Origin of the sequence: Bradyrhizobium erythrophlei, from assembly GCF_042430365.1 — a bacterium.
GTDB lineage: Bacteria > Pseudomonadota > Alphaproteobacteria > Rhizobiales > Xanthobacteraceae > Bradyrhizobium > Bradyrhizobium erythrophlei.
The window spans coordinates 152,001-176,443 of record NZ_JBHMET010000224.1 but is presented as its reverse complement, the minus strand read 5'-3'; the positions used below and the strand labels follow the sequence as shown (position 1 = coordinate 176,443).

At 59.1% G+C, this 24,443-nt stretch carries 28 protein-coding genes, 1 tRNA gene and 4 pseudogenes; 20 read left to right on the top strand and 13 right to left on the bottom strand.

Annotated elements, in window-relative coordinates; translation table 11 throughout:
• From ACFFWD_RS32095 to ACFFWD_RS32085, 3 genes are all read left to right on the top strand, one after another.
• Nucleotides 1-645: TadE/TadG family type IV pilus assembly protein (locus ACFFWD_RS32095; RefSeq protein ID WP_376972228.1), on the top strand; the 645-nt coding region annotated here is incomplete at its 5' end.
• 333 nt (nucleotides 646-978) lie between these two features.
• Nucleotides 979-1,323, top strand: coding sequence for a hypothetical protein (locus ACFFWD_RS32090; protein ID WP_376972226.1), 345 nt, complete (start codon nucleotides 979-981; stop codon nucleotides 1,321-1,323).
• A gap of 332 nt (nucleotides 1,324-1,655) precedes the next feature.
• Nucleotides 1,656-1,738 (top strand) — tRNA-OTHER (locus ACFFWD_RS32085).
• A 334-nt stretch (nucleotides 1,739-2,072) separates the two neighbouring features.
• Here the strand turns inward: ACFFWD_RS32085 and ACFFWD_RS32080 are convergent.
• Complete coding sequence (locus tag ACFFWD_RS32080; RefSeq protein ID WP_376972224.1) at nucleotides 2,073-2,246, bottom strand: hypothetical protein; 174 nt, start codon at nucleotides 2,244-2,246, stop codon at nucleotides 2,073-2,075.
• Nucleotides 2,247-2,589: 343 nt separating this feature from the next.
• Nucleotides 2,590-2,703, bottom strand: a pseudogene (locus ACFFWD_RS32075) (phenylacetic acid degradation protein); the annotation flags it as partial.
• A gap of 23 nt (nucleotides 2,704-2,726) precedes the next feature.
• Here ACFFWD_RS32075 and ACFFWD_RS32070 point away from each other — a divergent pair.
• A complete protein-coding gene (locus tag ACFFWD_RS32070; RefSeq protein ID WP_376972222.1) occupies nucleotides 2,727-4,085 on the top strand; it encodes a tyrosine-type recombinase/integrase in 1,359 nt (452 codons plus the stop codon).
• A gap of 427 nt (nucleotides 4,086-4,512) precedes the next feature.
• Here ACFFWD_RS32070 and ACFFWD_RS32065 read toward each other — a convergent pair whose 3' ends face one another.
• Nucleotides 4,513-4,647 carry a hypothetical protein gene (locus ACFFWD_RS32065; RefSeq protein ID WP_016841200.1) on the bottom strand — a complete coding sequence of 45 codons (135 nt, stop codon included), beginning with the start codon at nucleotides 4,645-4,647 and terminating at the stop codon, nucleotides 4,513-4,515.
• 601 nt (nucleotides 4,648-5,248) lie between these two features.
• On the opposite strand from ACFFWD_RS32065, the pseudogene ACFFWD_RS32060 reads away from it, so the two are divergent.
• The 6 genes and pseudogenes from ACFFWD_RS32060 to ACFFWD_RS32035 form a co-directional block, all read left to right on the top strand.
• Nucleotides 5,249-5,824 (top strand): annotated as a pseudogene (locus tag ACFFWD_RS32060) (transglutaminase-like domain-containing protein); the annotation flags it as partial.
• Between the two features lie 22 nt (nucleotides 5,825-5,846).
• Nucleotides 5,847-6,116 (top strand): annotated as a pseudogene (locus ACFFWD_RS32055) (transposase); the annotation flags it as partial.
• A gap of 88 nt (nucleotides 6,117-6,204) precedes the next feature.
• Nucleotides 6,205-7,634, top strand: a pseudogene (locus ACFFWD_RS32050) (IS1182 family transposase).
• 561 nt (nucleotides 7,635-8,195) lie between these two features.
• On the top strand, nucleotides 8,196-8,405 hold the full coding sequence (locus tag ACFFWD_RS32045; RefSeq protein ID WP_194456821.1) for a hypothetical protein: 210 nt from the start codon (nucleotides 8,196-8,198) through the stop codon (nucleotides 8,403-8,405).
• An 89-nt stretch (nucleotides 8,406-8,494) separates the two neighbouring features.
• Nucleotides 8,495-8,746, top strand: coding sequence for a hypothetical protein (locus tag ACFFWD_RS32040; protein WP_376972220.1), 252 nt, complete (start codon nucleotides 8,495-8,497; stop codon nucleotides 8,744-8,746).
• A gap of 188 nt (nucleotides 8,747-8,934) precedes the next feature.
• On the top strand, nucleotides 8,935-9,165 hold the full coding sequence (locus tag ACFFWD_RS32035; RefSeq protein ID WP_194456819.1) for a DUF6894 family protein: 231 nt from the start codon (nucleotides 8,935-8,937) through the stop codon (nucleotides 9,163-9,165).
• A 921-nt stretch (nucleotides 9,166-10,086) separates the two neighbouring features.
• On the opposite strand, the gene ACFFWD_RS32030 is transcribed toward ACFFWD_RS32035, so the two are convergent.
• Complete coding sequence (locus ACFFWD_RS32030) at nucleotides 10,087-10,311, bottom strand: hypothetical protein (protein ID WP_309296299.1); 225 nt, start codon at nucleotides 10,309-10,311, stop codon at nucleotides 10,087-10,089.
• A gap of 395 nt (nucleotides 10,312-10,706) precedes the next feature.
• Nucleotides 10,707-10,916 (bottom strand): cold-shock protein, encoded by a 210-nt coding sequence (locus tag ACFFWD_RS32025; RefSeq protein ID WP_026191921.1) that lies wholly within the window; start codon nucleotides 10,914-10,916, stop codon nucleotides 10,707-10,709.
• 423 nt (nucleotides 10,917-11,339) lie between these two features.
• Between ACFFWD_RS32025 and rpsU the strand changes: the two genes are divergently transcribed.
• Nucleotides 11,340-11,609, top strand: a complete 270-nt coding sequence (gene rpsU, locus ACFFWD_RS32020) for a 30S ribosomal protein S21 (RefSeq protein ID WP_016841194.1) — start codon at nucleotides 11,340-11,342, stop codon at nucleotides 11,607-11,609.
• 478 nt (nucleotides 11,610-12,087) lie between these two features.
• Nucleotides 12,088-12,324, top strand: a complete 237-nt coding sequence (locus tag ACFFWD_RS32015; protein WP_016841186.1) for a DUF6894 family protein — start codon at nucleotides 12,088-12,090, stop codon at nucleotides 12,322-12,324.
• Between the two features lie 54 nt (nucleotides 12,325-12,378).
• On the opposite strand, the gene ACFFWD_RS32010 is transcribed toward ACFFWD_RS32015, so the two are convergent.
• From ACFFWD_RS32010 to ACFFWD_RS31980, 7 genes are all read right to left on the bottom strand, one after another.
• A complete protein-coding gene (locus ACFFWD_RS32010; RefSeq protein ID WP_376972216.1) occupies nucleotides 12,379-12,606 on the bottom strand; it encodes a hypothetical protein in 228 nt (75 codons plus the stop codon).
• A complete protein-coding gene (locus tag ACFFWD_RS32005) occupies nucleotides 12,603-12,812 on the bottom strand; it encodes a hypothetical protein (protein WP_376972214.1) in 210 nt (69 codons plus the stop codon). The genes ACFFWD_RS32010 and ACFFWD_RS32005 overlap by 4 nt, the downstream gene beginning before the upstream one ends.
• A 181-nt stretch (nucleotides 12,813-12,993) precedes the next feature.
• Nucleotides 12,994-13,194 carry a hypothetical protein gene (locus ACFFWD_RS32000; RefSeq protein WP_376972212.1) on the bottom strand — a complete coding sequence of 67 codons (201 nt, stop codon included), beginning with the start codon at nucleotides 13,192-13,194 and terminating at the stop codon, nucleotides 12,994-12,996.
• A 44-nt stretch (nucleotides 13,195-13,238) separates the two neighbouring features.
• Nucleotides 13,239-13,520, bottom strand: a complete 282-nt coding sequence (locus tag ACFFWD_RS31995; RefSeq protein ID WP_376972210.1) for a DUF1488 family protein — start codon at nucleotides 13,518-13,520, stop codon at nucleotides 13,239-13,241.
• A gap of 39 nt (nucleotides 13,521-13,559) precedes the next feature.
• Nucleotides 13,560-13,856 (bottom strand): hypothetical protein, encoded by a 297-nt coding sequence (locus ACFFWD_RS31990; protein ID WP_376972208.1) that lies wholly within the window; start codon nucleotides 13,854-13,856, stop codon nucleotides 13,560-13,562.
• Entirely contained in the window at nucleotides 13,849-14,115 is a 267-nt protein-coding gene (locus ACFFWD_RS31985; RefSeq protein ID WP_376972337.1) for a hypothetical protein, read from the bottom strand. The genes ACFFWD_RS31990 and ACFFWD_RS31985 overlap by 8 nt, the downstream gene beginning before the upstream one ends.
• Before the next feature lie 384 nt (nucleotides 14,116-14,499).
• Nucleotides 14,500-14,745, bottom strand: a complete 246-nt coding sequence (locus tag ACFFWD_RS31980) for a DUF6894 family protein (protein WP_253592951.1) — start codon at nucleotides 14,743-14,745, stop codon at nucleotides 14,500-14,502.
• Between the two features lie 189 nt (nucleotides 14,746-14,934).
• On the opposite strand from ACFFWD_RS31980, the gene ACFFWD_RS31975 reads away from it, so the two are divergent.
• The 6 genes from ACFFWD_RS31975 (at nucleotide 14,935) to ACFFWD_RS31950 (ending at nucleotide 19,472) form a co-directional block, all read left to right on the top strand.
• On the top strand, nucleotides 14,935-15,129 hold the full coding sequence (locus tag ACFFWD_RS31975; protein WP_376972206.1) for a hypothetical protein: 195 nt from the start codon (nucleotides 14,935-14,937) through the stop codon (nucleotides 15,127-15,129).
• Between the two features lie 679 nt (nucleotides 15,130-15,808).
• On the top strand, nucleotides 15,809-16,180 hold the full coding sequence (locus ACFFWD_RS31970) for a hypothetical protein (protein ID WP_376972204.1): 372 nt from the start codon (nucleotides 15,809-15,811) through the stop codon (nucleotides 16,178-16,180).
• A 253-nt stretch (nucleotides 16,181-16,433) separates the two neighbouring features.
• Nucleotides 16,434-16,685, top strand: coding sequence for a hypothetical protein (locus ACFFWD_RS31965; RefSeq protein ID WP_376972202.1), 252 nt, complete (start codon nucleotides 16,434-16,436; stop codon nucleotides 16,683-16,685).
• Between the two features lie 49 nt (nucleotides 16,686-16,734).
• Nucleotides 16,735-17,235 carry a hypothetical protein gene (locus ACFFWD_RS31960; protein ID WP_376972200.1) on the top strand — a complete coding sequence of 167 codons (501 nt, stop codon included), beginning with the start codon at nucleotides 16,735-16,737 and terminating at the stop codon, nucleotides 17,233-17,235.
• Between the two features lie 1,040 nt (nucleotides 17,236-18,275).
• On the top strand, nucleotides 18,276-18,680 hold the full coding sequence (locus ACFFWD_RS31955) for a hypothetical protein (RefSeq protein ID WP_376972198.1): 405 nt from the start codon (nucleotides 18,276-18,278) through the stop codon (nucleotides 18,678-18,680).
• Between the two features lie 621 nt (nucleotides 18,681-19,301).
• Nucleotides 19,302-19,472, top strand: coding sequence for a hypothetical protein (locus ACFFWD_RS31950; protein ID WP_376972196.1), 171 nt, complete (start codon nucleotides 19,302-19,304; stop codon nucleotides 19,470-19,472).
• 616 nt (nucleotides 19,473-20,088) lie between these two features.
• Here the strand turns inward: ACFFWD_RS31950 and ACFFWD_RS31945 are convergent.
• Complete coding sequence (locus ACFFWD_RS31945) at nucleotides 20,089-21,021, bottom strand: LysR family transcriptional regulator (protein WP_376972194.1); 933 nt, start codon at nucleotides 21,019-21,021, stop codon at nucleotides 20,089-20,091.
• A gap of 117 nt (nucleotides 21,022-21,138) precedes the next feature.
• Here ACFFWD_RS31945 and ACFFWD_RS31940 point away from each other — a divergent pair, with 117 nt between their 5' ends.
• Complete coding sequence (locus ACFFWD_RS31940) at nucleotides 21,139-22,212, top strand: 4-oxalomesaconate tautomerase (RefSeq protein ID WP_376972335.1); 1,074 nt, start codon at nucleotides 21,139-21,141, stop codon at nucleotides 22,210-22,212.
• 53 nt (nucleotides 22,213-22,265) lie between these two features.
• A complete protein-coding gene (gene dctA / locus ACFFWD_RS31935; protein ID WP_376972192.1) occupies nucleotides 22,266-23,651 on the top strand; it encodes a C4-dicarboxylate transporter DctA in 1,386 nt (461 codons plus the stop codon).
• Nucleotides 23,652-24,443: the final 792 nt, after the last annotated feature.

Sequence of the window (24,443 nt, the reverse complement as noted above, 5' to 3'; positions counted from 1 at the left end):
CGACACCAATGCGATCTCGGCTGCCGTGGTCAGCGCGACGAATTCAAACGCGATCAGCGCTTCACCCGCGCCGGTCAAGTACTGCGGCTGCGCGACGACGTCAGGGGTGAGCAGCATGACCTGCGGCGCGACGTGCCCGGGCGGCGGATCGGCGGGGACGTATACCACCGTATCCGCGCAAGCGACCTACTGGACCATCATCAACTATCAGGTGGTTCCGACCAACTATGGGTACAGCACCCAATCGACGGTGAGGCTGCAGTGACGCTCGCGGCATTATGGCGCGACCGCCGCGGGGCCTCCGCGCTCGAATTTGGCCTGATCGCGCCGCTGTTCTTCGCGTTTCTGTTCGGCATCATCGAGGTCGGCATGTTGCTGTGGACCCAGGCGGGCATGCAGCATGGCGTCGAACTCGCCGCGCGCTGCGCCACCGTGAGCGCCACGCTTTGTCCGACCAGCAACCCGAGCATGATCACCGCCTATGCCAGCCAGCAGGCGTTCGGCCTGAACCTGCCGTCCTCGACATTCAGCTACGCCGCTCCGGCCTGCGGCAATCAGGTGAGCGCGAGCTATCAGTTCGAGTTTCCCCCGATCCTCAATCTGGCGCCGCTCACGCTGACGGCGATGGCCTGCTTTCCCGCTTGAGCGGAAGAGCAGGCATGCGAACTCAGTCTTTGCGGCGCCAGCTTCCTGGCAGAAAGACCTTGCGCGGAGCACGGTTTGCGCCCGCCTGTGGCTGAACGTCGCCGAGATCGATGCTGTGCCGTTCATCAGGAATCCGTGCGGCCACGCCGATGATGAGAAGCGGTACGAGGTCGATGAGCAGCGTTCCGCAATTCCCCGCCGTTCCTCTTGATATTTTCATCCCTGATCACCATCTACCGTGTGCATCACGCGACCATCGACGCTGCTCAAGGTCGCCACGGATCATACCTGATTTGCCGATGGTTGTGCGTGGCCTCCCGGAAGGAGGGAGCCATGCTGCGATACATCCGCTTAGCGGCAATCGCCCTGATTGCCACGTTGATAGCGCCTGCGGCGAGCGCGGCCGAGATGTGCGCTCAGCGGTCCGATTTCATTGTCCTCCTCAAAGACTACTTCGGCGAGGTCGAAGTCAGCCAGGGATTGTCCCGCCGAGGCCACCTGGTGGAGGTGTTCGTTGCACCGACAGGCAGTTGGACGATACTGCTTTCACGGCCTGACGGTCTGTCGTGCCTTGTCGATGACGGCGAAGCCTGGGTGACGGCGCCGGCCGCGAGCCAGTCGCGCAAGGCTCCGCAACTTCCAACCGCGACACCTCCCGGTCAGGAGCGTTCAGACTGAACTTGCCGCGCGCTAAGGCGACGTGGTGGGGCAAAAGACTGAGCGTGATGATCTGCACCCTTCGCAATGAGAGCGCGGTGGCTGGCTCTGCCAAGCGAAGCAGCGAAGCGTGGTGCCCCTGGCCGATAATTGCCTAGGGCCGTAACCTCTTGAATTTGAAATCACTTTTGTCGTCGATTGCTGCCGATACCAGCACAAATACCAGCAGGATGACGCGCGGTATTCGCCGAAAAAAATAAAACAACAGGCTCCGGCAGCGGGCGCGCCTGATGCCGTTCCGGACTCGACAATTCCTCCGACCGGGATCGAACCCGGCTCTGACCGAACTCCCCGGAGGGATCGATCGCGAGGTAGTTTCAACTGTTCGACGCGGAACGATCGGAAATCGTGGGTTTGACTCCCACTCTCTCCGCCATTTGCACGATTTTGTGCGCCAAACTACGATCTTCTACTATTCTTTGCTCTCGGCGGTTGTGGATGGAGGCTGTCCGCGCGACTCGCGTGGGTTGTCAAGAGATGTTGAGGCTTCTCGGAGCTCACTATCCCTTGCAATCGGGGGCTTCGGGCGCGCCTGGGCATGGCGGATCGGCGGTTCGCGATGCAAAAGTGTTGCTTGAGCGCGTCCGCGTTCACAGAGCGAATTGAAACTGTTCGGGCGAAGCGGGATAGCAGATCCTACGGTCCCCTCTGCTGTGAAGCCGTCGGTCGTGGGGCGACAATCTACGAGGCGCACGACCGGAGTTAGTCTCCTAACAGGCCTCGGTCTCGATCGGACCTCCAAGCTTGCCATCGGACAACGCCGCACCCAACTGCCGAGCCACATTGGCCATGTACGCGCATTCGATGCCGCCGGCATCGTCCCACCACATCGCGCAGATGTTGAGTTGGAGCAGAGGCGGATCCGCCTCCGGAGCGAAGTGCAAGTTCGTCGCCGAAGGTTGAGACTATCGCCTGCGGCACTAGCACTGCTCCACCTCGCGCGCTGGCAAGGCGCGATGATGGCGATCGTGTCGCATGTGATGACCCTGCTGGGCTTCACGCCGCGCGCGCCAACCAGGCCATCATATTCGTGAAGAGCCCCGACTGCGGCGCCGTCCTATAGATGGGAACATCGACCAGCGCGTCCTCCGCCCGCCGCGGGACATTGGTGCAGCCGTCCCGAGCGGCGACTGGATGTGAGATTGTACAGTCTCGGAGACCGGGCCGGTAGCAGACAACGCGTTCAGACCATGGATCTCAAAAAGACGACCGGCTATGCCGCTGTGATCACCCCTTAACGATGGGGACTGCGGAAGAAGTCGCGCGCGCGAGCAGTTTTCCTTTCACATTGAACAATTCGGCTTCAAGGAAGACCACGGACCGGCCGTGATTGACGACCCTCGTGCCCGGAACGAAGGAATGTCATGGTCAAGATTACCAAGAGGGTTGTCGAGGCGGCCGAGGCCCAAGAAAAGGACTACCTGATCTGGGACGACGAACTGCCGGGCTTCGGACTCCGGGTCTTTAGTTCCGGCAAGCGCAGCTACGTCATCCAGTATCGAACAAAGGGTCGCTCACGTCGCTATACTATTGGGCTTCATGGAGCCTGGGTGTCAGAGACTGCACGTCGAGAGGCAAAGGTGCAACTCGGTCGGGTCGCTGGAGGTGATGATCCCGTCGGAGATCGCCAGCTCGATCACAAGGCGATCACTGTGAAGGAGCTGTGTACCCGCTATCTCGCCGACCTGCAGGCCGGTCTCATCCTGGGGAAAGGCGGGCGACCGAAGAAAGCCTCGACGATCGTCACCGATACCGGTCGTATTGAACGCCACATCATTCCGCTCATGGGGACCCGGCGGGTCAAGGACCTCACCAAGACCGATATCAATAAGGTCCTCAAGGACATCATGGCTGGAAAGACGCGCGTTTCGGTGAAGACCAAGAAACTGCGTGGAAAGGCCGTTGTCCGAGGCGGAGCTGGAACGGCCACGCGGACCGTTGGTCTTCTCGGCGGCATCCTCACCTACGCAGTCGACGTGGGGATCATCGAAAGCAACCCGGCCCACGGCGTCCGCAAGCCAAAGGATAATGTACGAAAGCGTCGGCTTTCGGAGGCGGAATATCGAATCCTAGGCCGGATGCTACGAGACGCCGCCAAGCAGGAGAAATATACCACGATCGTGGACATCGTTCGCCAGCTTGCGCTGACTGGCTGCCGACGCAGCGAAATGATCGGCTTGAGATGGATCGAGGCCGACACCGACTCAAGCTGTTTGCGGTTGGAGGATAGTAAAGAGGGTGAATCCATCCGTCCTATTGGTTTGCCCGTTGTCGAATATCTCGAGCGCCGGCGTACCAACGACGTCGGCACATATGTCTTTCCGGGGCAGGGTGAGGACAACGCGTTCGGTAGTTTCCCGAACCATTGGAAGCACATCTTCGAAGACTCTCCGCTGTCGGATGTGACCCCACACGTTCTCCGTCATAGCTTCGCCAGCATCGCCAACGATCTCGGCTTTACGGAGGTGACCATCGCGGCCCTGGTCGGCCATGCCAAGGGCTCGGTGACCAGCAAATACATCCATTCGCTCGACACGGCGCTCATCATGGCTGCGGATACGATCTCGGGTTACATTCAAGGACTTCTTGACGGCACCGAGTTCAGGCAAACCGCCTGCGCTCTGGACCGCGGTTCACGAAAAGCCGCCTTGGCCCGCTTCCTGAAGAGGGCTTCAGGTGGCGACCAGGAGGAGGCCGAAGGGGAGTGCCGTCTGGCGGCTTAGGCCTACGCCCGGCATGGCCCCGCCGGCAGTTGAAGCCGACTTCATCACTGATCCGGATGTATCGCTTTCTTGTCCGCGCAGTACTTTGCAATAAGAAAGCGGATTCCCTCTTGCGCGGTTTGGTCGGTTACGTAACTAGAGAGTTTTTGGTAATGCTCAATTCTCCTGTCGAGTTCGATGCACTTCTCGCACATGGAGAGTCTCCAGCTAGGGGGCGGCGGAGCGCCTGTCGTCCTCAGTATCGCCGTCGATATGCATCAAGGAAAAACTCAGTGCCATCAGCGATTGCTTCAACGCTTGACGGCGTTGCGCCGCTCGTGACGATGAAAATGACTTTCCAAGACTGATAGAGGGAATTGACGAGCCACCCCGAGCGCCATCTCGCTCGGGATCTTGGAAGCCATCGAACTAAAGCTTCAACCTCTGTTCACTTCTTCTTTGCAGGACCGAAGTCCGGCTGCCAAGCGGCCTCTTTGCGGCTCGGCGCCGCCGCGATCACCTTTGCCTTTTCCTTCTTCGGTTTCTTGGCTTCGCGATTGCCGCGTTGCTGTCCCTTGGCCATGATGTCTATCTCCAATTGGGGTTTGAGCTCTTCCAGCCAATTCAGCTGCAATATGCGTCGAGAGCGACGTCACGATGCGGTCGCCCATGTTGCCTCGCGCCGAGTTCGCGCAAGGTGCATCATGACGGTCTTTTGCGCCGAAAGTGGCGTCTGCGCGATAAGTTATCCCTGTGACCGAGCAGACCAAGAGAGCCGTGCTAACCATTGAGGATGGCCGCCGCACATACGAGAAGCAGAAGAAACAGTGGCACGATCACCGGCGGGACGATCCACTCCGAGGCACGAAAACGCGACATTGAACGCTCCTGCTACTTCGTTGGCGGGAGCGCACGTGACCCTCAGTCACCGGTCGATGCCGTTGATGATACGGTGATACCAGCCACCCTACGCCTGTGGCTGGCCAATAGCGAGCACTAAAACGTCGTATGCCGGTCGTGATACCAAAGTCAGTGCGCAGCGAAGATTTGGAACAGGCGCTGCGTCATAGTGCTGATCGCGCAGTACGCATTCATCTCGTTTGTCTTACCCGCCGTAAATGCCTTGTATTCGGGGTAGCTCCGTCGCCACCTCTAGCGACAGCACAGCCGAGAAAGCATTTCGAATGAAGATCAATGTCGGATTCGAGATGCTTTATGATTTTCCGCAACAGACGCCCGTGCTCATGGTGCCTGGGCACTCACATCTCCTCGTGCCTTAGACATTATTCTGGATTTCTTAATAACCGAGCCTGCGGTACCGATTGTGAGGTATCGCGACTCATTCGGCAATTGGTGCAGCCGCATTGTCGCGCCTTCCGGCCGCATACGGCTCGCAGCCGATGGCTGTGTACGTGACTGCGGCCTGCCAGAACCAGTGTTTCCATCAGCTGTTCAGCACGCTGTGGAGGACCTGCCTGCTGACACCTTGCTGTATCTGCTCGGCAGTCGTTATTGCGAGACGGACCGGCTCTCCGATATCGCCTGGACCTTGTTTCAGAATACGCCAGCCGGGCTGGGCGAGGGTGCAGGCGATCTGTGAGTTCGTGCACCACCACATTTCGTTCGGATGCTAGCATGCCAGTTCCAGCAAGACGGCGTTTGAGGCGTGCTACGAGGGTAAGGGTGTCTGTCGCGACTATGCCCACCTGGCCATTGCGTTTTGCCGCTGCATGAACATCCCGGCTCGACATTGTACTGGGTAACGAACTCGAACGCTGGCTGATGCCGTTCTTGGACCAGTTGGGTCATAAGACTCGGCAGCGGATGTGTCCTCTGTATGTTGCGGCACTGATCGGTCCTGGCGATCGCAAGAGCGTTCAGCCGATGGCGGAACGCCTTGCCACGAGCAACTACGACCAGCTGCCCCATCTTATTGCGGACGGTGTCTTTGATGCGACGCCGCTGGAGACAGAGCTGCTCAACCAGGCGGACCGACTTGTTGGTGGCGGGGATGCGGTGCTGGTTATTGATGACACCTCATTGCCGAAGCGCGCCTGGGAATGCGAGTCGAATTTTGACCCTGGCTGTGTGAAAACACTGAGCTGCTGTTATGATTCTCCTGTGATTCTTTGGGAAATCGATGAGGCGCTTCGTTGAAGAGGCGGACCGTGGGCAGCGAACGCTGTTGCCCGAATGCCTCGATGACTTCATTGACGAGAGCAACCCAGTTCGCGTGATCGACGTATTTGTCGATGCGCTCGGTTTGGCTGGGATGGGCTTTGAGGGCGTGGAGCCGGCGGCCACCGGTCGGCCGTCGTACCATCCCTCGGCACTCCTTAAGCTTTACATTTACGGCTACCTGAACTGGGTGCAGTCGAGCCGGCGGCTGGAACGAGAGGCCGGGCGTAATGTCGAGGTGATGTGGCTGCTGGGCCGGCTCGCTCCCGATCACAAGACGATTGCGGACTTTCGCAAGGACAACGGCCTGGCGCTGCGCAAGCTATGTGCGCGCTTTGTCGAACTCTGCCGAGAGATGGGTCTGCTGGCGAAGGCGAGTGTCGCCATCGATGGCAGCAAGTTCAAGGCTGTGAATAACCGAGACAGGAACTTCACGCGCGCGAAGGTGGAGCGGCGGCGTGCTCAGTTGGAGGAGAGCGTCGCGCGCTATCTGAGCCAACTTGACACGGCCGACCGACAGGAGCCGAGCGAGGTTCTGGCGGCGAAGGTGACGAGGCTTACCGAGAAGTTGACGAAGCTGAAGGGGGAGATGGGCAAGCTTGCTGCCTACGAGAAGCAGATGCTGGCTTCGCCGGATCAGCAAATCTCCCTGACCGATCCGGATAGCCGTTCGATGGCAACCCGTGGCCGCGGATCCGGCGTTGTCGGTTACAATGTCCAAGTCGCCGTCGATACCGACCGTCACCTGATCATCGCGCATGAGGTGACGAACAGCGGCTCAGATCGGGCACAACTTGCCAATATGGCCAGGCAGGCGAAGGCTGTTCTGAAGACTGGGACGCTCGAGGCCGTTGCCGATCGCGGCTACTTCAGAAGCCCGGAGATCCTCGCCTGCCACGAGGCCGGCATCACAGTAACTCTGCCCAAGCCGATGACTTCGAGCGCCAAGTCGGATGGCCGCTTCGGCAAGCAGGACTTTGTCTATGTGCCAGAGAAGGACGCCTATCGCTGTCCAGCCGGGGAGCAACTGTCATATCGTTTTACGAGTGAGGAAGACGGCAAGCGGCTACTGGACCACAGCCTGCCGAGGTTGTTCACTTAAATCGCAGTGTACGACGGGGCCAGAGCGGCGGATTCCAAGATGGGAGAATGAGCATCTGCTCGAAGCCGTGCAGCAGCGCCTTGATGCCAACCCACAAGCCATGCGCCAGCGTCGAGAGACGGTCGAGCATCCGTTCGGGACGATGAAGGCGCGCATGGGCGACACACTTCCTCACCAAAACGCTTCCAAAGGTAGCCGCTGAAATGGCGCTCTCGATCCTGGCCTATAACCTGACACGGGTGATGAATATCGTCGGGCTCAAGCCACTGATCGCCGCGATCGCGGCCTGAGACACGCTCGGCTCCTATCTTCCTACGCCCTCCAAGCCCGTTTTTACACGGCCAAGACCCGATCCGGACATCCGGAGGCGCCTTTTGCACTGCAATGTGCTAGCGGCTTATGTGACTATGACTGTTCACTCCGGAACTGAACGCCGGGGAACCGCATATTATGTTCGTGAAGCTCAAACCCAACGGTTAGGACCCGTAAGCAAGACGAGGTTGGTGTCATGAAACGACGACGCAGGGTTGCTCAGATTATCCCCCTTGAAGAACGTCTCACCCAGGAAGCGAGCGAGCTACGCCGACGAGCTAGAAACCTTCCCCCGTGTCGAGAGCGGGAAGCTTTGCTGAGAAAGGCGCGGCACGACGAGACCACCGCTCATTTGACCGAGTGGCTCATGTCCCCCGGTCCACGGGCTCCCCTCTAGACCATGGGGCAACGATGCACGCGGACCAACACCAATTCGACAGCGTCGAGATTGCCTTCGTCTGTGCTGCGGCAGTGTCGTTTGTGGCCCTGATCGCTAGCGTGGCCTGGCTTCTGCTGGGATGAAATACGAGGTCACTACAATGACCCGGAAGGCGCCTTTGATTATTCTCAACGTATCGAACCCCGCAGCGTTTTCGGGGAAAGGCAGCATCATCGTGCTCGAATACACTGATGAAGATGCCGCCATGAGGGCCGCCCGGAAGATCGCACGAGAGACGGGGCGCGCCGTCACTGTCCGCAGTGAGGATATGCGCGTGATCGGTTCGATATCGCCGCCGATGACCCATTGAAGCAAGGCATGTCTCCGGGAGTTCTCCATGGGTGAACGGAGTTCCGGTCAAACCCTTGCTGGCCAGACGAATTCTACAGGAACGCATCCATGGCGGCCCCTGTTATCGCGGTATCACCGACAACTACACCGGGCGCCGGTGGCAGAGACCCGTTTGCGCTCCCGCCTTTCACGGACTGGGAGCGTGTCATGTGCGAAAAATGTGTCGAACTGGACGGCAAGATTGCGCATTTAAAAGCGCTGTCCACGAATGTAACCGATGAGCTGACCTTAGCGGGGATGGCCCTTCTGACCAAACATTACGAAGATCAGAAGCGCGAATTGCATCCCGAACAGAAGTAAGGCCGCCTCAGTTGGCGGAAAATGGGAAGAATGGGCCGACATCCCAACTTCGGGACTTCGAGCAATCGGTTGCTAGAAACGAACCCGCGAGAGTTTCGTTGTAAGGACATCACCGGCACGAAGTCCTTGGGCGCTGGTGGCTGAGAGACGCGATGCGCTCCCGCCTCGAACGGACGGGAGAGCCAGCCATGATCCGCTATTTCTTCGACATCCGAGACGATGGACATCTCTACCCTGACGAAGAGGGCCTGGAGTTGAATGATCTGCGAGACGCCAAGATGGAGGCAGCACACACAATGGCCGACATCGCACGAGACGCGGGGCGTTCTGGCGACGACCATGACGTGACAATCGAAGTTCGAACAGGCAAGGGGCTGCTGTTTCAGGCCGCCTTCGTGTTCCACGGATTGAAGCAGTAAGGCTGCCTCAATCGCGGCCAGTTCGAAAAAGGCTGAACCTTTTCTCGTCCCGGCCGGACGGATCAATATCCGGGATTTTGTTAGTTCCCTCTCGGGCTGGAAGGCTACGCCGCCTGTAAGATTTTCAAACGGGCGGCGTCGCTTTGTCTAAGCCCCTCAGTTGTTGTCCGTTACTTTGCCCTTACCTTCGCGGGTCTTGCGTTTGACCGGGAGTTCGGACCGGATGTTCCACTTCTTTGTTTTCAATTGTGGGCCTATCGCTGCCAGCAGGTTCGGCGTATGCTTTGTACATCACCGCTCCGCCCGTGGCTTCTATCGGTGATGAGAACGCCGATTGCGCTTTCGCCCCACGCAGGGAGTAGCGCACGGTCAAATGATCAGTTTGCCTCAAATCTCGGTATTTTTTTCCTGCCAGAGCTGTGGCGCCACATATAACGCCTCACAAGATCACGACAATCGAAGCGGTCAGTTTCACTGCGTTCATTGCGCTAGATTGGTGCACCAATGGTCGAGCCCTTATAGCTATTCGGGTTGGCAATTATTCCGTGTGCCCGCCGGGTCGTCATAATGGCTCACTGTATCCGCTGCGATGACCCGCGTTGGGTCTGTGAGAAACATGAGGACCAGTCCAGCCGGACGCAATGAGGGGTGCATTGGATGAGGATCGAATAGTCGCTTTTCGGCCGTGATTGGGAGGAGATGCCAAAGCGTCTGCTGAGCCGCTTGAAGCTTACGCGGCTCTCTGGAAGAGAGCGACGAGAGGCTCGCCAACCGAGGCGACCCTAAACTGGAACCGGCCCACAGCCGAGCGGGCGTCAGATGATGGCCGTTCCGCTGGGTGCCACATTTGGCTTCGTTAGGAACGACCTCTCAGGCAAGACGCTGGGAGCAAATAGCGTGGCATCGCGGTCCCGGCCAAAGCTAGAGCATCGAGAGCACGACGATCCCGTCTTCAAGTTGCCCCGAGGCAAGGCGCGCCCGCGCCATCTGCTCCAGTTCCGTCCGGTACTTATGAAGATAACTAAGGGCTTGCTTGTCCGTCTGAAATGTCGTTGTGAGCCGGCACATCTGTCGAGCTGCGCCGAGCGCAAGAGAGAACGTTATTGTTCCGTCGCCGAGTGACTTGGCTCTACGCACGATCTGCATGCTCCGGCTTGGTGAGGCTTGGTCCTCGGCACAATCATCGACCACTGCCGAACTTGACTATCGCGGCAACTTCCTGGTGCGCTTCTTTGGCGGAAGCGCCGGCAACTGAGCCAGACGCGTTGCAGCGGCGGCGTCCCTGGTCTCGCGGAGCTCTCGAAGTCGCGCCATGTTCTTGCGAACCTCGATGGCCTGCCTTCCGACATCCACCATCGCGCGCGCTCCTTCTTCAGCGGCCAATCGCTTTCGGTTGGCACGCGCGATGCTTTCCGGTGATAATTCTGCCGGCTTCCTGACGCTCATGTTCACCACCGCTCTACAGGCAAAACCCGCTCAATCCGGAGATCGAGCGGGCAGCATGGTCGTTTCAGTACATCCGTGAAACGACACGACGAAGCTCACGCCAGCGAGAGGCTCTCGGCGCTGACCTTGCCCCGCATCTTGTCGGTCTTGACCTCGTAGTGGACCTTTTGGCCCTCGGCGAGACCCGAAAGACCGGCTCGTTCGACCGCGCTGATGTGAACGAACACATCGCTGCTGCCGTCTTCCGGCTGGATAAACCCGAAGCCCTTTTGGCTATTGAACCACTTAACAGTACCTGTCGTCATCTTGATCTCCAAAGCGCACGAGCGCGTACCGCGTGACAGTCACGCGATAATTTCAACTTCGTCGATGTCTTTGGAAAAGGAGCCCGCGGGCACGTTCAACAAGGCACAGCGGCTAATCGAATAGTGTCCATATACACACTAAGTGCAGGACTTACAAGGGAGAGGGCTGATTGGTTTCAGTTCGGGGCCTCGGCTGCTGATCGAGAGCTTCGAACGGGCCCGCCAAGGGAAGCCTAATCGATTGACACGGCCGTGCGGTAGTGATCCGGTCATTCTACCAACCGTATCGGCACGGCGAGCAGACCGGCTTGTTCGAAGCTGGCGTAGAATTACGCCGTTACTCTCATCCTCACAATCGTGAACGTCCCCTGCGCGAAGGCTGCGTGCAGGACTGTTCCAGTTCGCAGCCACCGAGGAGTTTTGATGCAGGTCCTTGTTCGCGACAACAATATCGACCAGGCACTTCGAGTCCTGAAGAAAAAGATGCAGCGCGAAGGCGTCTTCCGGGAGATGAAGCAACGCCGCGCCTATGAGAAGCCTTCGGAAAGAAAGACGCGAGAAAGATCGGAGGCCATTCGTCGGGCCCGCAAGCTCGCTCGGAAGCAGGCGATCCGCGAAGGATTGCTGCCGGCGCCTCCGAAGAAAAAGCTTCCAGAGCGCAAGCCGCCTTTGCCGCAGGTCACCGTCACCTAGCAAGGATATCGGCCGGGTTGACTCCGCTGAGGTAAAACGACCGGTCAGAATGGCACGTGAGACTTATCGAAGCCGGATGACCTTCAATTCGTTCAGTTGGATTGTGGCAGCTGGATATGTCTGGGAATCGGATGGGTTAGGGCGCTTATTGAGGAAATGAAAACCTATTTCACCCCTCGCTTGCTAGAGGTCACCGTGACGCCTCAAGCGCCCACGCGCTGGAAATGGCACGTTTCCGAAGCAAACGTTGAGCTGGCCTACGGGTACGCGACCAGCCGAGAAATGGCACAAATCGAGGGGGATGACGCTCTATTCGCCATGCTCTCTGTGGGACCCGTCAAATGACTGCTAAGCGTCCAGGACTCCAACCAACGCGCCAGATCCATTGAAAAGGCATTGCGAGGGAGGAGAAGTCTGACCGTGTCAATACGAGGAACGAAATCCGCATACCATCTGTTGCCGCCGAAAGGAAACGCGGATGATCCGCTATTACTTCGACATCAGAGACGACAACGGAATTTATCCCGATGAGGAAGGGATGGAGTTTGCAACGCAGCGTGAAGCTGAAGTCGAGGCAGCAGAATCGCTGGCAGGCCTAGCGCGTGACCTCGCCACTCTGGACGATCGACCGGATCTCTCGGTTGAGGTGAGAACCGTTGTTGGACGCGTATTCCAAGCCGCCCTCATTTTCGACAGAAGCGAGACGAAGCAGTAACGGCGCTGCAGCTGGCGGCGTTGCGCTTTCGGTGCTCGGCTTGCTCACAATTGCCTAGCTTGAGATCCGCTGCTCCGCCATGAGCCATTGATGGACGATCTCCCATTTGTCCTCAGCGCCTGACCGAAAATCCAGTAATGTTGGCTCGCGTCTGGCTTTGATTTCGAGGAAAAATCGCCGCGCGTCGCGTGCGCGGGCCTCTCCATCAAGCGGCTGCGTCTTGATCCAGTGGTCCCATTCGCGAACGATCGCCTGCCTCGCTTCGCGATGATACGACGTCATCTAGCGGGCCTTATTGGCGGTGTATTGACGGGACGCTTGGATTCTCGCGCCAATCGCTCGGCTTTGAGACGCTCGCGGTTAGCTTGGAACGCTTGGTCGGCCTTGGCAAGCTCGCTTGGCGCGGCCATCACTTTTCGGAACATCTTGTTGGCCTCTCGCACCGCGGCGGTTGAATCCTGGCGGCCGAAGGCTCGATCTTTGATCATCCCTGGCACTCCATCATTCCTGAGTTATGAGACGGGACTCGGGAGACGCGACTTCGGCTTAGGCCTCGGTGCGTTCGCCCGTCACCGGCCGCGGCCTTACGAGTCATGACCTCGCGCCGCCTTCGTCGAACGTCCTGGTGTCATTCCGGTTCCTAGCGACAGTGCTTCCGTGCTGAAGTTGCTAGAACAAACTGTCCGTCGCCTTGTCGAGCCGTCTTAAGGAGCCGCCGCTTTCGTTGAGGTGACCGACCAGTTCACCGGAGAGCCGATAAATCCTGCTGCCCTTCAGGTCGTAAAGCTTCCGGCCCTTAAGGTCGAAAATAGCGGAATCGATCACCACGGCGACGTGCACGCCATCACTGTTGACTATGTCGCCGTTCAAGCGCGACCTCCCTTGTTTTGCACTACCTTAGTGGCGTGCGACTATCACGGCGTCCTGAAGTCGATGCTTCTCAGGATGATTCCGGCGGGCACACCTTCGAACTCGCCCGCCACGTATTTGACGGCGGCGCGGGCTTCAATGCGCGCTCGGAGTCGCATGAACTGTGCTTCGCGCTCGCTCGATGCTGCGCGTCCCGCGCCTTCCAGCTTATCCATTGCGGAGGTCGAGATCGCGCAGGGGATGACCTTCGCGCCGTCGCGCATCGAGAACTGGACGATCATGCGGTCATACTCGAAACTGGTGAAACAGGCTTGTTCAAGTGCCATGCGACTAATCCGTTGCCGTTGGCCGAAGCCAGCACAGCTTCAGCCCTGCCCATCGAGCCGGGCGAAATCCGCCAGAATCGCCGCGACGAGATCGCGATGCCTTGTGTCGTCAGGCGACAGGCTCGCAGCGTAGATATTCAGCACGTACCGTGCCTTGGCGGCGGCTTCCGGCCAAGAGGTCGCGGCGACCGACATTAGTCTGCTTTCCAGCACGCTTTGCCGTTCGCGCAGCTCCCGCGCACGGCCTTCGACATCCGTCATTGCGCGGCGGATTTCCGTCGCCTTCTGCGCCGCCATCCCGCGATGCTTGTCGAGATCGAGCGGTTCGTCACTCATCTGGCATGCTCGCGTCGATCCGTTGTGCATCCGCCAGATCGACCGGACCGATGGAAAACATCTCCATCCTGGCGCCGTGCGAGGCTGCCGGCACGATCATCAAGGTCGCAACGCGGCGATAAGACGCGAAGGAAAGGCCTTCGATCATCTCCTCATCGGTGATGACCTCGTAGCGTCCGGCAGGGAGAGGGTGATCGATGCCTCTGATCTGAAACGAATGCTTGAAGGTGACGACTTCCCGTCGCGAGCGAGTTTTCATGTACGCCCGCCTTTTGCCAATGCTCGGGCGCCGATGTCGGCTCGCCCATAAGCAACCATGCGCTCTTTCGGCCGCATTAGCTACCGCTTTCTCACCGTCCGATGTCGCGGCGCGGAACGCCTCAAGCGTTCGTTGTTCCGCCGGAGGACGCGTCATGACGTCCCATAACCGCCAATTCGTCGGCATCCATCGGTCACTGAGAGTTAAGTTTGCTCCCGCCAAAGACGAGGAGCGTCCATTTTCATAGCTTCGCCTAGGTCCACTTTATTGTGCCGCCGGTGGTCGCCCCACTGTTTCTCCTGCTTTTGATTACTGTGATAGCTCTATTGCCCGCGTCGGGCGTTGGCCGACCCCTCGCACCGAGCGAGAGGCGGATATAGGGCCTCACTGGAAACGTCTAATCTCGAAGGTGAACGTCGCCCGTAAGACCGGTCCATCTTCGTCACGAACGTTGATTGCAAGACGGCGGGCAGGAGCATCGATAGTGCAGCGTCGAACTTCATCCTTGGCCAAGTGTGCCAGCGCCAAGGTTGCTTCGTGATGCATAGCCTCCAGCGAAACGAGATCGATCCCCTGTTCGTCGGGGATCATCTCGTCACCTTCGCGCTGATCGAAAAAGTACCTACGCATGCAATTGCTCCCGAATAAGGCGGGAGCGCTGTAGCGTCTCTCTGTCACCGGAAAATGCCCAGGTCGGATCGGTGATGGTTGCCAAGCTAGCCGACTTCCAAGCATTCCTCAATCTTGGACGATGGGTCAGTTCGGATTGTGGTGAGGTTCGGGCTGGTATGTTGACCGGCCAGGGCGCATACTCGACGAATGAAAAACCGCATCGGCTGGACGACTTGCCCCTCCATTGGCGGCAAATACGCAGTGGCCGAACTGCTTGAGGGTGGTGTAGTCGGCAATGGACTCATCACCTTCGCCACCAAGGCGCAGGCCCAGGAATTCATTGATTCTGGCCAGGCCGATGAGCTGGGGTTGCGTGGTTCCGTCCCGAAAAGCAGCGAATGACCACGCGCGACGAATGGACCGTAGACCTTGAGTGTCCACGTTGTGGGAGGCTCGACGTGGCACGTCTCTCACAGGCGGATGGCTACGCCTATGTGAGGGGGGACATTGCTACACGCGCCGATCATGTGCCGGCCGGGTTTGCCTGCATTGATCCGGAGACCAGCAGCTTTCAGTGCTCGAAATGTCAGGTGCTAATACCGTGATGTTGCTGCCGCGAATGAGCGACAAGCGGGCCATCGCTATTCTTCGCGAATTGCACACTGCGGAGGAGTGTTTCGTCGGGATGGTCGTCGCGCTGACCGGCGGTGACGGGGCATGCCACATCGTGTTTCGCAAAGCGGGCCAATCGTCGAGGACTTTATCCGATAAGCAGTGGCAGTAGCCAACGGTCGCAATCCCTCTCCAGCAGCGTTCACGACACGAGTGACAACCTGCGTGCGCAGCCCGCCGCAGAGCAGAACGCCCTTTACACCATCAAGCTAGCCATATAGCGTCCGTGTACAGGTTAGCAAAATGCTCACCTCGAAGCTGCCCATGAAGTAGCGACTTCCGAAGTCGCCACCAGTCGTCGTAGCAGCAGCTCACGTGCCATCGGAAGGCGCAATCATAACATTGTGTTTATCACAGCGCGCCAGCGTCGCAGGTGCGTCTCTGCGCGCGCTCAAGAAAGGCGACCTTCATGAAACTTCCTGCAATCTTGCGAGGCGAGGCACGGACCCGCTTCCTTCAGGGGATTGCCTTCGGCGCGGTGGCGACCATGGCGATTGGATTTATCTGGGGCGGTTGGGTCACAGGGGAAAGCGCTAGAATCATGCGCACCACGGCGGAGACCAGCGGCCGGATGTCCGTTCTGGTACCGCTTTGCGTCGCTCAGTTCACAGCCGCGGACGGCGCTCTCGCCAAATTCAAGGCGGCAAGCGCTTACTCCAAAGAGAACGTCGTCAGCGAATTCGTGAAGAATGTGGCATCCACCAGCATGGATTACTCGTTCGCAAAGGCTTGTGCCACCGGGATCGAAACGGAGCTCGCAAACGCAGCGAGAAAGAGTTGACGAGCGTACAAGCAAGCCGGGTCAAGGATTGTGCGCCCCCAGATTGCCATTCGTGCTTCATGAGGTCCGGATGACGCCGGCTCGATTCTGTACGCCAACGAAGCGGGCCACCCGCGACGGCAGCCGATGAAGCCGAAACGTGACGAATCGCAGGTGCGTCAATCTGAGCTCAATTGGTCGGATCGAGACTGCGCGTCAGGAAATGCATAGCTAGTCGGTAGAAAATGGACGACGGTCCTGAAGAGCGGTCACGATGTCGCGCCAGACGCACTTTCACGTTCAATCCTTTGACCCTGGGAAAGGCGATCAGCTAAAGGCCGATGCGCCAATTGCGTGCCGGAGCGAGGAAAGTGCACGTCGAACTGCCGAAAGGCTTGCCATGAGCAAGGCGGGCGTCGTTGCCTTCTCGACAAGCTCGGATACCGAGACGGACGACTACGACGATCAGCCGACTGTGTTCTTTCGAGCAGGTAGGGTGCCGGCTGAATTCGACTCGATGCCTTGATGTCTATTTTGCGTCACTGCTTCTTCAGCAATGAAGACTGGCGTGCGTTATGCTTGAATCGAGAAAGATCAAGACAATTGCGGCGGCGGCCGAACCGAAAGATCGGACCATGGCAGCAAACTCTCGATTTCAGCGAGATGGTGGCGCAACGATCAGTGCAGGAGCCTGCGACGGGACAAGTGACATTTTATGCCCGTTGGCTCTTCTCGGAAAGTGTCGGATGGGAGTGGCCTTCCTGGAAGTAGATTTTGATTTCGTAACCATGCGCCAATCGACCATATGCGCAAAAAAGGGAAATTCGATGCGAAGTATTATTGCAGTGTTGGCTTTGTTTGCGTGTGTGCAAAGCGCCATCGCTAGGGAGCCGGACTGTCGCGCCATCGGAGGCACGACCGCACGCCTGGCCTGCTACGACGCGGCCTATCCTCCGAAATTGGAAAAACCAGCAATCGTTGAAAGCGACGCAGGGCGGCCTCCATACAAAGACCCGTTTGCAGCAGAAGAAGCTCGGACAGCTGCCAAGATAAAGAACATCTGCCGCGGCTGCTGAAATGTCTCGGAACAACGCTACTCGTTCGCCGTATCATGGAGCGTGCGACGGCTGGATCACGATGACGCGGCTCTTGTGGCTAGCTGCGAGCCCGCCTCGAGCATCCGGCGCTGACTGGGAGATGTTGCTTTGATCGAGCCGCCGCCTGGAGGAGTGTGTCGGCCCACGACAAGCCGGATACCATCTCAAGAATCCCGGGTACGACCCGCGATGTGCCGAGGCAGTTGGTGTACACGCAGGGGAGGACTCATCAGCGGGAGCGTCGCTATGAATTGGAGTTCACCGGGTGCAGGCGTTGCGTCCAAACGCCGGGTTTCGGTTCGCCAAAACCTTTCCCACCGAGGCGACATGGATTAGTTTGCTACTCATCACCGGTCAAGGCTTGTCCCGTGGACCGCGCTCGGCGCGCTATCGACCTCAGCGTGGGCTTCGGGCACAAACTGAACTGGGCTTGGCGGAAGCCCGAAATCGGGTGTTCCAACTTGAACTCGCTATGTCCGGGCTGGGCGGCACGTAATCGCACTGCAAGCTTGGAGGTGTGGCGGATCGCCGCCCCGCTTTGGGAGGGCTTAGGCCGGATCCACAGCGCTGCAATGCGGCGCCCGCGACCACGCATCCTTTCCGATCCAACTCGACTCCGAATCTGGCGAGTACCTTACGCCATCGCCGCACGGTCCTGTGGCATCTATCGGTGACTGAGAGACCGATCGCGCTCCCGCCCCAGTTCGAAGCCGCATCGGTTTCTCTCGAAGGTTCAACCTTTCCCAATCTTCTTGGCGGTGACCTATTCAGAAGAGACTCAGCACGTCTCTCGATGCCAGCGAATGAAGATAGCGAATCAGCGAGCGCCGATTGGAATGACTTTGCAAACGGTGTGGAAACGTGCCTGACGTGCAGTCAGGCCTGGTGCCGACCGATGGCAGCTCCTTGAACTAAAGACGTGTACCCATAACGGCGGACGTTAGCTTCTGACCGCCAACCGAAATCGACGATCAGTCAGAACATCGCCACTCGTGACCCATAGGCGACCGTCGCAATTTTTGAGCGTCACTTTCCTGGCCGAGGTCGCTCTTTTCATTTTGATGGGACAACTGAAAAAGATCTCAGCGGCCTTTTCCCCCACGCTCGTCAACGGGAAGGATTTGGTGAGGCTCCTCCAATGCCCGAAGCCGTTCGATTTGCGCTCTGAGACTTTCCGGTTGTTCCAGCTCAAGCTTCAACGACGCGCGCAGTTGCTGGCCAACGACTTTAAGAATGGCTCGGCTGTGCTTGTGGTCTATGTCAATGCGGTGGGGCATAGCGAAGTCTCCTTTCGGCACAGAGAAAAGCGCCTGCCCCTCCCGCTGGCTTTTCGCCGGCGAGCACGGCTGCTCAATCAATGGATCCGGAGACCGGAACTTTTTGCTATCTGCGCGAGCGCTTGTATTTGCGAACAGCGGGTCTAGTTGTAGGACCCTTTGGCTATCCGCGACATGCGCCGTGTAGTTGACGGCGAGCGACGATCTCACGAATCCAAGTCGTGCCTAGGCATTCCGTTCCTGATCTCGTTACCGCCTACGGCGGAGATAGTTCCGGCTTGCTGCCCACCAACCCTGGTTACGGACCCGTTGTTCGGTTTGGTGGTCGGGAGTGTCATTCGGCCTGCAAAATTTGCAAGCCGACTGACACCTCGGTAGCCCTTCCGGACAAATGTGCGTCTGGCTCAGGTCCGGTCTCGAGCGATTCCGGTCACAGGAGGGCGCGTTGCTCGGGGTATTGGACCGCTCAGCGGAGCTGACGAATTTCGTCCCGATTGCTTACTCGCCCGAGCCGGACGGACCGGGAGCTCCAGCCGCGGGCGCATATCGCGCTGTAGAATAAGATATAAATGGCGCACCCGACACGATTCGAACGTGTGACCTTTGCCTTCGGAGGGCAAACGCCAACAACCCCGCTGTCCAGCACCCGACGGAAATCGAAAAGGTGGGCCAGTACTTGATGAGCCACGCCGGCGCATCGCTTCGCGGCAGGCCGAACTATGCACGTTGAACTCAGCGAAGGCTGGGCCACGAGAGCTCGCGCAGGCCATGGCGAAGGAATACGCCGAGGACGGAATTCGCTTTCTAGATGCAGCCAGCCGGGAAGAAAGCCTGATCAGCATCGAAGCAATCGTGAACGCGTTCGCGTTCCTCTATGGCCAGCCAACTCGGGGTTGGTCATTTGAGATTGACGTCCGAACGTCGCGCGAAAAGTGGTGAACGGGGCATGCCAGCGCTTAATTCCCTCGTCGGGAATATCGAAATTCGCCGCGGCGCGTTTGGCTTGGCGATACCAGCAAAAATACCAGCAAAGCGGATGGCTGGCAGTGGGCTTGTGCTTGTATTTTCAATACGTCGCGACAATTGTTCGGAAATCCGGAATCGAACCAGTGGCTTAAGTTATTGTTATTATTATGATTTTTTCCATGGTGCCCCTGGCCGACAATCGCCTAGTAGCATAACGAATTGAATTTGCGATAGTTTTAGTCGCCGATTGCTGCGGATACCAACGGGAATACCAACAAGATGACGGACGGCATTAGCTAGCAAAAATAAATCAGCAAGCGCTCGGCAGCAGGCACGCTCCATGCGGTTCTTATCTCCACACCGCCCGACCGGAATCGAACCCGGCTCAGACTCGAAATCTTTGGAGGAGGCGGGCGAGCGCTTATTCAGCAGCTTTCAGGTCTTCATCGAAGTGGAATGATTGAAAATCGTGAGCTTGACTCCCACTCTCTCCGCCATTTGCACGATTTTGTACGGTCTCGTGATTGTTGCAACAAGGTTTTCCGCTCTCCTTCTTGCCCGAGGCGGCTTTCCTGGAACGATTGAAGCCTTAGGAGCGGCGCCGCGGCCTGCCTCGACCGGTCGCCCGTGAAGGCGAGCGCCACGCTTCGAGGAGCATCTTGAGAAATTGGCTGGCATGAGGGGATAGCGTCGACCCGCGCCTGCGCACGATTCCGATCGTCCGCGACACCTCCGGCTCTATCAACCGAATGGTGTGAATGATCGGATGGTCGGCGGCCGGCGTCGCGAGCCTCGGCAGTACGGCGATGCCCAGTCCCGCTTCGACGAGACCGAGCGAACCGGAGAGGTGAGCAACTTCATAGGACCAGTTCAGCTGCAGGCCGTGTCGCGCCAGCGCATTGTCGATTAACGCGCGGTTGCCACTGTTGCGACCGACGGTAATAACCCGGTGCGGCACGATCTCCGACCAGCTTACCTGCTTGCGCGATGCCAACGGATGGTCGTGGCGGCAGGCCAGGACGAAAGGATCTTCAACCAGTTTCTCGAATTCGATTTCGGCATGCGAAGCACCGATGAAATTGATGCCGAAGTCGGCTTCTCCGCGCGCGACCGCTTCCAATCCCTCATTGGCCCCGATGTCCAGAATCCGGATGCGAATGCGCGGATACGCCTCGGCAAAACGGCCGATCGCACGCGGCAGGAAATAAAACACCGCTGTCGGCACTGCAGCCACCGAGACCAGGCCTGAACTTCGCGCGCCGATATCATGGATGGCGAGCACCGAGGTCTCGAACTCGTCGATGAGACGGCGCACCTTCGGCAGGAAGTCGCGGCCGGTCATGGTGAGATTGACGTGACGCGTCGAGCGTTCGAGCAACGGTGCACCGAGGCTTTCTTCCAGCTTTTGAATGCGTCGGCTGAGCGCCGGCTGCGACAGGTTTAGCGCCCTCGCGGTGCGGACAAAGCTTCCGGTCTCCGCGACGGTAATGAACGCCTTGAGGTCGAGCAATTCTGCGTTCATGACTGGCTCCCATTATACCGAATGACGCATTAATATTTCAGATATTTGCATTTTACAGAAGAGTTGCAAGAGCCCATGCTCTGTTCGCACGAAGATGTCGCCGAACGGAACAGCTCCATGAACGATCAGATTGCCATTCCCTGTGTGGTCATGCGCGGCGGGACCTCGCGCGGGCCGTTTTTCCTCGCCAGCGATCTCCCGGCCGATCCCAGGGCACGCGATGCGGTCCTGTTGTCGGTGATGGGGGGCGGGCACGATCTCGGCATCGATGGAATCGGCGGCGGCAATGCCGTCATCAACAAGGTCGCGATCATCGGACCGGCATCGGTGCCCGGCGCCGACGTCGACTACCTGTTCGCCCAGGTGCGGGTGCGTGAAGGGATCGTCGATACCTCGCCGAACTGCGGGAATATGCTGGCAGCGGTGGGACCGTTCGCAATCGAAGCTGGTCTGGTCGCCGCTGCCGCAGATCGCACCCAGGTGCGCATCCACAATGTCAACACCGGCAAGCTGATCGATGCGACGGTTGCCACCCCGGACGGGCGGGTGACCTATGAAGGCGAGGCGCGGATCGACGGCGTGCCGGGAACGGCCGCGCCCATCGAACTGTCGTTCCCCAACGCGGCCGGCGCACGCACCGGGAGCCTCCTGCCGACAGGACGGCCGGCCGACCGCATCGAAGGGATCGATGTGACCTGCATCGACGCAGCCATGCCAGTCATGCTGGTCCGCGCGGCGGATCTGGGATGGACCGGCCGTGAGGCACCTTCGGAGTTCGCCGACAGCCGCTTCCGGGACCGGCTCGAAAACCTGCGCATCGAGGCCGGACGCCGGATGGGCTTTCCGAATTCCGCGGCGATGGTGATTCCGAAACCGGTTCTGATTGCATCCGCGATCGAGGCGACGTTGAACACGCGGTACTTCATGCCGCACGACTGCCATAGCGCTCTGGCGGTGACCGGCGCGGTCGCGATCGCGACGGCCTGTGTGACACCCGGCACGATCGCGGCAGAGATGGTCGGACCACTGGCGCCGCCGGTGCCGATCACGCTCGCCCATCCCTCCGGCCAGCTCGTGGTTCGGCTCGAGCCCGGCCCGGTTGCCCGGGTGCAGCGGACCGCCCGCCGAATTTTCCAAGGTCACGTCTTCGCCCGGCGAGCGCACGTGCCTCATTCAATCCTGGCGGCCTGAACTCGGTCCGCCTTCATCCATCAAGAAAAATCAGAGCTATGGGAGGAACGAGAATGCACACGCAAGCGCTGGCTGGGTCTGCACGGATCGAGGCGCGAAAGCCATTCTACCGGATTCTCTACGTCCAGGTGCTGATTGGTCTCGTGCTGGGTGTCCTGACCGGCCATCTCTGGCCTGAATTTGGTGCCGCGTTGAAGCCCTTGGGAGACGGCTTCGTCAAGCTCGTCAAGATGATGATCGCGCCGATCGTATTCTGCACCATCGTGACCGGCATCAACAGCATCAGCGATTCCCGCGAGGTCGGCCGCACGCTGGTGAAATCGATGGCGCTGTTCTACTTGCTGACCGTGCTTGCATTGCTGGCTGGACTGATCACCGTTTCGCTGATCCAGCCTGGCGTGGGCATGCATGTGTCCGTCAGTACGCTCGATCCGTCGGTGGCTGCGAAATTCACCAAGCAGGCAGCTGCGACCGGATTTGCCGACTTCATGCTGCACATCATCCCGCATTCCTTCTTTGGCGCGTTTGCCGATGGCGAAGTGCTGCCGGTCCTGCTGGTCTCCATCCTCATCGCCTTTGGGCTGAGCCGGGCCGGCGACGACGGTGTGGTGGTGACCAAGGCCGTCACCTCGTTCTCTCATGTGCTGTTTGTGGCCTTCGGTTTCGTCATGAAGCTTGCCCCGCTCGGCGCCTTTGGCGCCATGGCGTTCACGGTGGGCCGCTATGGCATCCGTTCGATTGGCTCACTCGGACTGCTGATCCTGACATTCTATATCGCCTGCTCCGTCTTCGTGGTCCTCGTGCTTGGCACGCTGGCGCGGCTGAACGGCTTCAGCCTGTGGAAGACCATCCGCTATTTCAAGGAAGAACTGCTGATCGTGCTCGGCACGTCATCGTCGGAGCCGGCGCTGCCTGGCGCGTTGCGCAAGCTGGAGCAGCTCGGGTGCCGCAAAGGCGTGTCAGGGCTCGTGCTGCCGATGAGCTACTCTTTCAATCTGGACGGCAGCGCCATTTATCTCACCCTGGCGTCCATCTTCATCGCCCAGGCCTGCGACATTCACCTTTCATGGGGGCAGATTGCGGCGATGCTCGGACTGATGCTGCTGACGTCCAAAGGGGCGGCCGGCGTCACCGGTAGCGGCTTCGTGGCGCTTGTCGCGACCCTCTCCGTCATGCCGGACCTGCCCGTGACCGGCGTGGCGCTGCTCGTCGGCATCGACCGTTTCATGTCAGAGGCGCGGGCACTGACCAGCATGATCAGCAACTGTGTCGCGGCCATCACCGTTTCGCTGTGGGAGAACGCCTGTGACCGTGAGGTGTTGGCCCGTGAACTGGGACAGAGTAACGCTCCCGAACCAGCAGCCGGATCGAAGATTGCCGCGGCAGCAGTGGTGCAGGAGGACAAGAGCTGGATGCCGACAACGCAATCGGCTGCTTGAGGGAGGGATACTTTGGCTGGCGTTGGTCTTCGCGCGGCGAATACCGCAAGCTTGGCCGGCTCAATCGAAACCGGCGAGGATCTAGATAGGTCCGCTATCTCGGGCGGGATGCGGTGCTCCCCTCGCCCTGTCCAGACCAGGCCTGAACTGGGAAAGGCTTTCCCGTGATGCACGAGCTGATTCTGTTCGCAGTCAGAGCTGTGGTCGATTGCCACGTCTGGATGGCGCAGAGGACTGGGCGGCACGCGCGCAAGGACGCGCCATTGCTGCAGCCAGGACCGTAGGTTGCGCGTGCTCGAATGAAAAATAGCTAGTACGTCAATGGGGATTGACCGACAATCTCTCCGCCATTTACACGATCTTGTGCGCCAAACTACGGCCCTCTGCGATCGTACGCGTATTCGTGCAGCTTTGTACTCGTGAGCTAGCGGCCAGGTTCTCTCTGCGAACTGGGCCCGCCGCGAGAGAGTGTTGGGCTGCCATCGACACTAACGTACGGACCAGCGCCATCAACAGTTCGTTGAGACCAGTGGCGGCAAACCCCGAGCTTTGCGATTCAGGTCTGCACTGGCTTCCCGGCGGCAGCGGCTTCCCAGCCCGGCTCGACCGGGACCATGTACCAGGTCGTCAAGACCACCTTTGAAAACAGTCAACGACCGTTCTCTCTGACGTATTCATCATCAAAGCGTCCACCCACCATGATGCTCTGCCGTTGAGGACAGGACGGCCGTCCAGATGGCTGCCCTCGCACTTGCGGAAGGCGCGATAGAAGGACGTGGTGTCCTGATAGCC

Bases quoted from the DNA above. Each gene is read 5' to 3' on its own strand.
- ACFFWD_RS32090 (WP_376972226.1), top strand. From the start codon at position 979: ATGCTGCGATACATCCGCTTAGCGGCAATCGCCCTGATTGCCACGTTG.
- ACFFWD_RS32070 (WP_376972222.1), top strand. From the start codon at position 2,727: ATGGTCAAGATTACCAAGAGGGTTGTCGAGGCGGCCGAGGCCCAAGAA.
- ACFFWD_RS32065 (WP_016841200.1), bottom strand. From the start codon at position 4,647: ATGGCCAAGGGACAGCAACGCGGCAATCGCGAAGCCAAGAAACCGAAG.
- ACFFWD_RS32045 (WP_194456821.1), top strand. From the start codon at position 8,196: ATGACCCGGAAGGCGCCTTTGATTATTCTCAACGTATCGAACCCCGCA.
- ACFFWD_RS32040 (WP_376972220.1), top strand. From the start codon at position 8,495: ATGGCGGCCCCTGTTATCGCGGTATCACCGACAACTACACCGGGCGCC.
- ACFFWD_RS32035 (WP_194456819.1), top strand. From the start codon at position 8,935: ATGATCCGCTATTTCTTCGACATCCGAGACGATGGACATCTCTACCCT.
- ACFFWD_RS32030 (WP_309296299.1), bottom strand. From the start codon at position 10,311: ATGCAGATCGTGCGTAGAGCCAAGTCACTCGGCGACGGAACAATAACG.
- ACFFWD_RS32025 (WP_026191921.1), bottom strand. From the start codon at position 10,916: ATGACGACAGGTACTGTTAAGTGGTTCAATAGCCAAAAGGGCTTCGGG.
- rpsU (WP_016841194.1), top strand. From the start codon at position 11,340: ATGCAGGTCCTTGTTCGCGACAACAATATCGACCAGGCACTTCGAGTC.
- ACFFWD_RS32015 (WP_016841186.1), top strand. From the start codon at position 12,088: ATGATCCGCTATTACTTCGACATCAGAGACGACAACGGAATTTATCCC.
- ACFFWD_RS32010 (WP_376972216.1), bottom strand. From the start codon at position 12,606: ATGACGTCGTATCATCGCGAAGCGAGGCAGGCGATCGTTCGCGAATGG.
- ACFFWD_RS32005 (WP_376972214.1), bottom strand. From the start codon at position 12,812: ATGATCAAAGATCGAGCCTTCGGCCGCCAGGATTCAACCGCCGCGGTG.
- ACFFWD_RS31995 (WP_376972210.1), bottom strand. From the start codon at position 13,520: ATGGCACTTGAACAAGCCTGTTTCACCAGTTTCGAGTATGACCGCATG.
- ACFFWD_RS31990 (WP_376972208.1), bottom strand. From the start codon at position 13,856: ATGAGTGACGAACCGCTCGATCTCGACAAGCATCGCGGGATGGCGGCG.
- ACFFWD_RS31985 (WP_376972337.1), bottom strand. From the start codon at position 14,115: ATGAAAACTCGCTCGCGACGGGAAGTCGTCACCTTCAAGCATTCGTTT.
- ACFFWD_RS31980 (WP_253592951.1), bottom strand. From the start codon at position 14,745: ATGCGTAGGTACTTTTTCGATCAGCGCGAAGGTGACGAGATGATCCCC.
- ACFFWD_RS31975 (WP_376972206.1), top strand. From the start codon at position 14,935: ATGAAAAACCGCATCGGCTGGACGACTTGCCCCTCCATTGGCGGCAAA.
- ACFFWD_RS31970 (WP_376972204.1), top strand. From the start codon at position 15,809: ATGAAACTTCCTGCAATCTTGCGAGGCGAGGCACGGACCCGCTTCCTT.
- ACFFWD_RS31965 (WP_376972202.1), top strand. From the start codon at position 16,434: ATGTCGCGCCAGACGCACTTTCACGTTCAATCCTTTGACCCTGGGAAA.
- ACFFWD_RS31960 (WP_376972200.1), top strand. From the start codon at position 16,735: ATGCTTGAATCGAGAAAGATCAAGACAATTGCGGCGGCGGCCGAACCG.
- ACFFWD_RS31950 (WP_376972196.1), top strand. From the start codon at position 19,302: ATGGCGAAGGAATACGCCGAGGACGGAATTCGCTTTCTAGATGCAGCC.
- ACFFWD_RS31945 (WP_376972194.1), bottom strand. From the start codon at position 21,021: ATGAACGCAGAATTGCTCGACCTCAAGGCGTTCATTACCGTCGCGGAG.
- ACFFWD_RS31940 (WP_376972335.1), top strand. From the start codon at position 21,139: ATGAACGATCAGATTGCCATTCCCTGTGTGGTCATGCGCGGCGGGACC.
- dctA (WP_376972192.1), top strand. From the start codon at position 22,266: ATGCACACGCAAGCGCTGGCTGGGTCTGCACGGATCGAGGCGCGAAAG.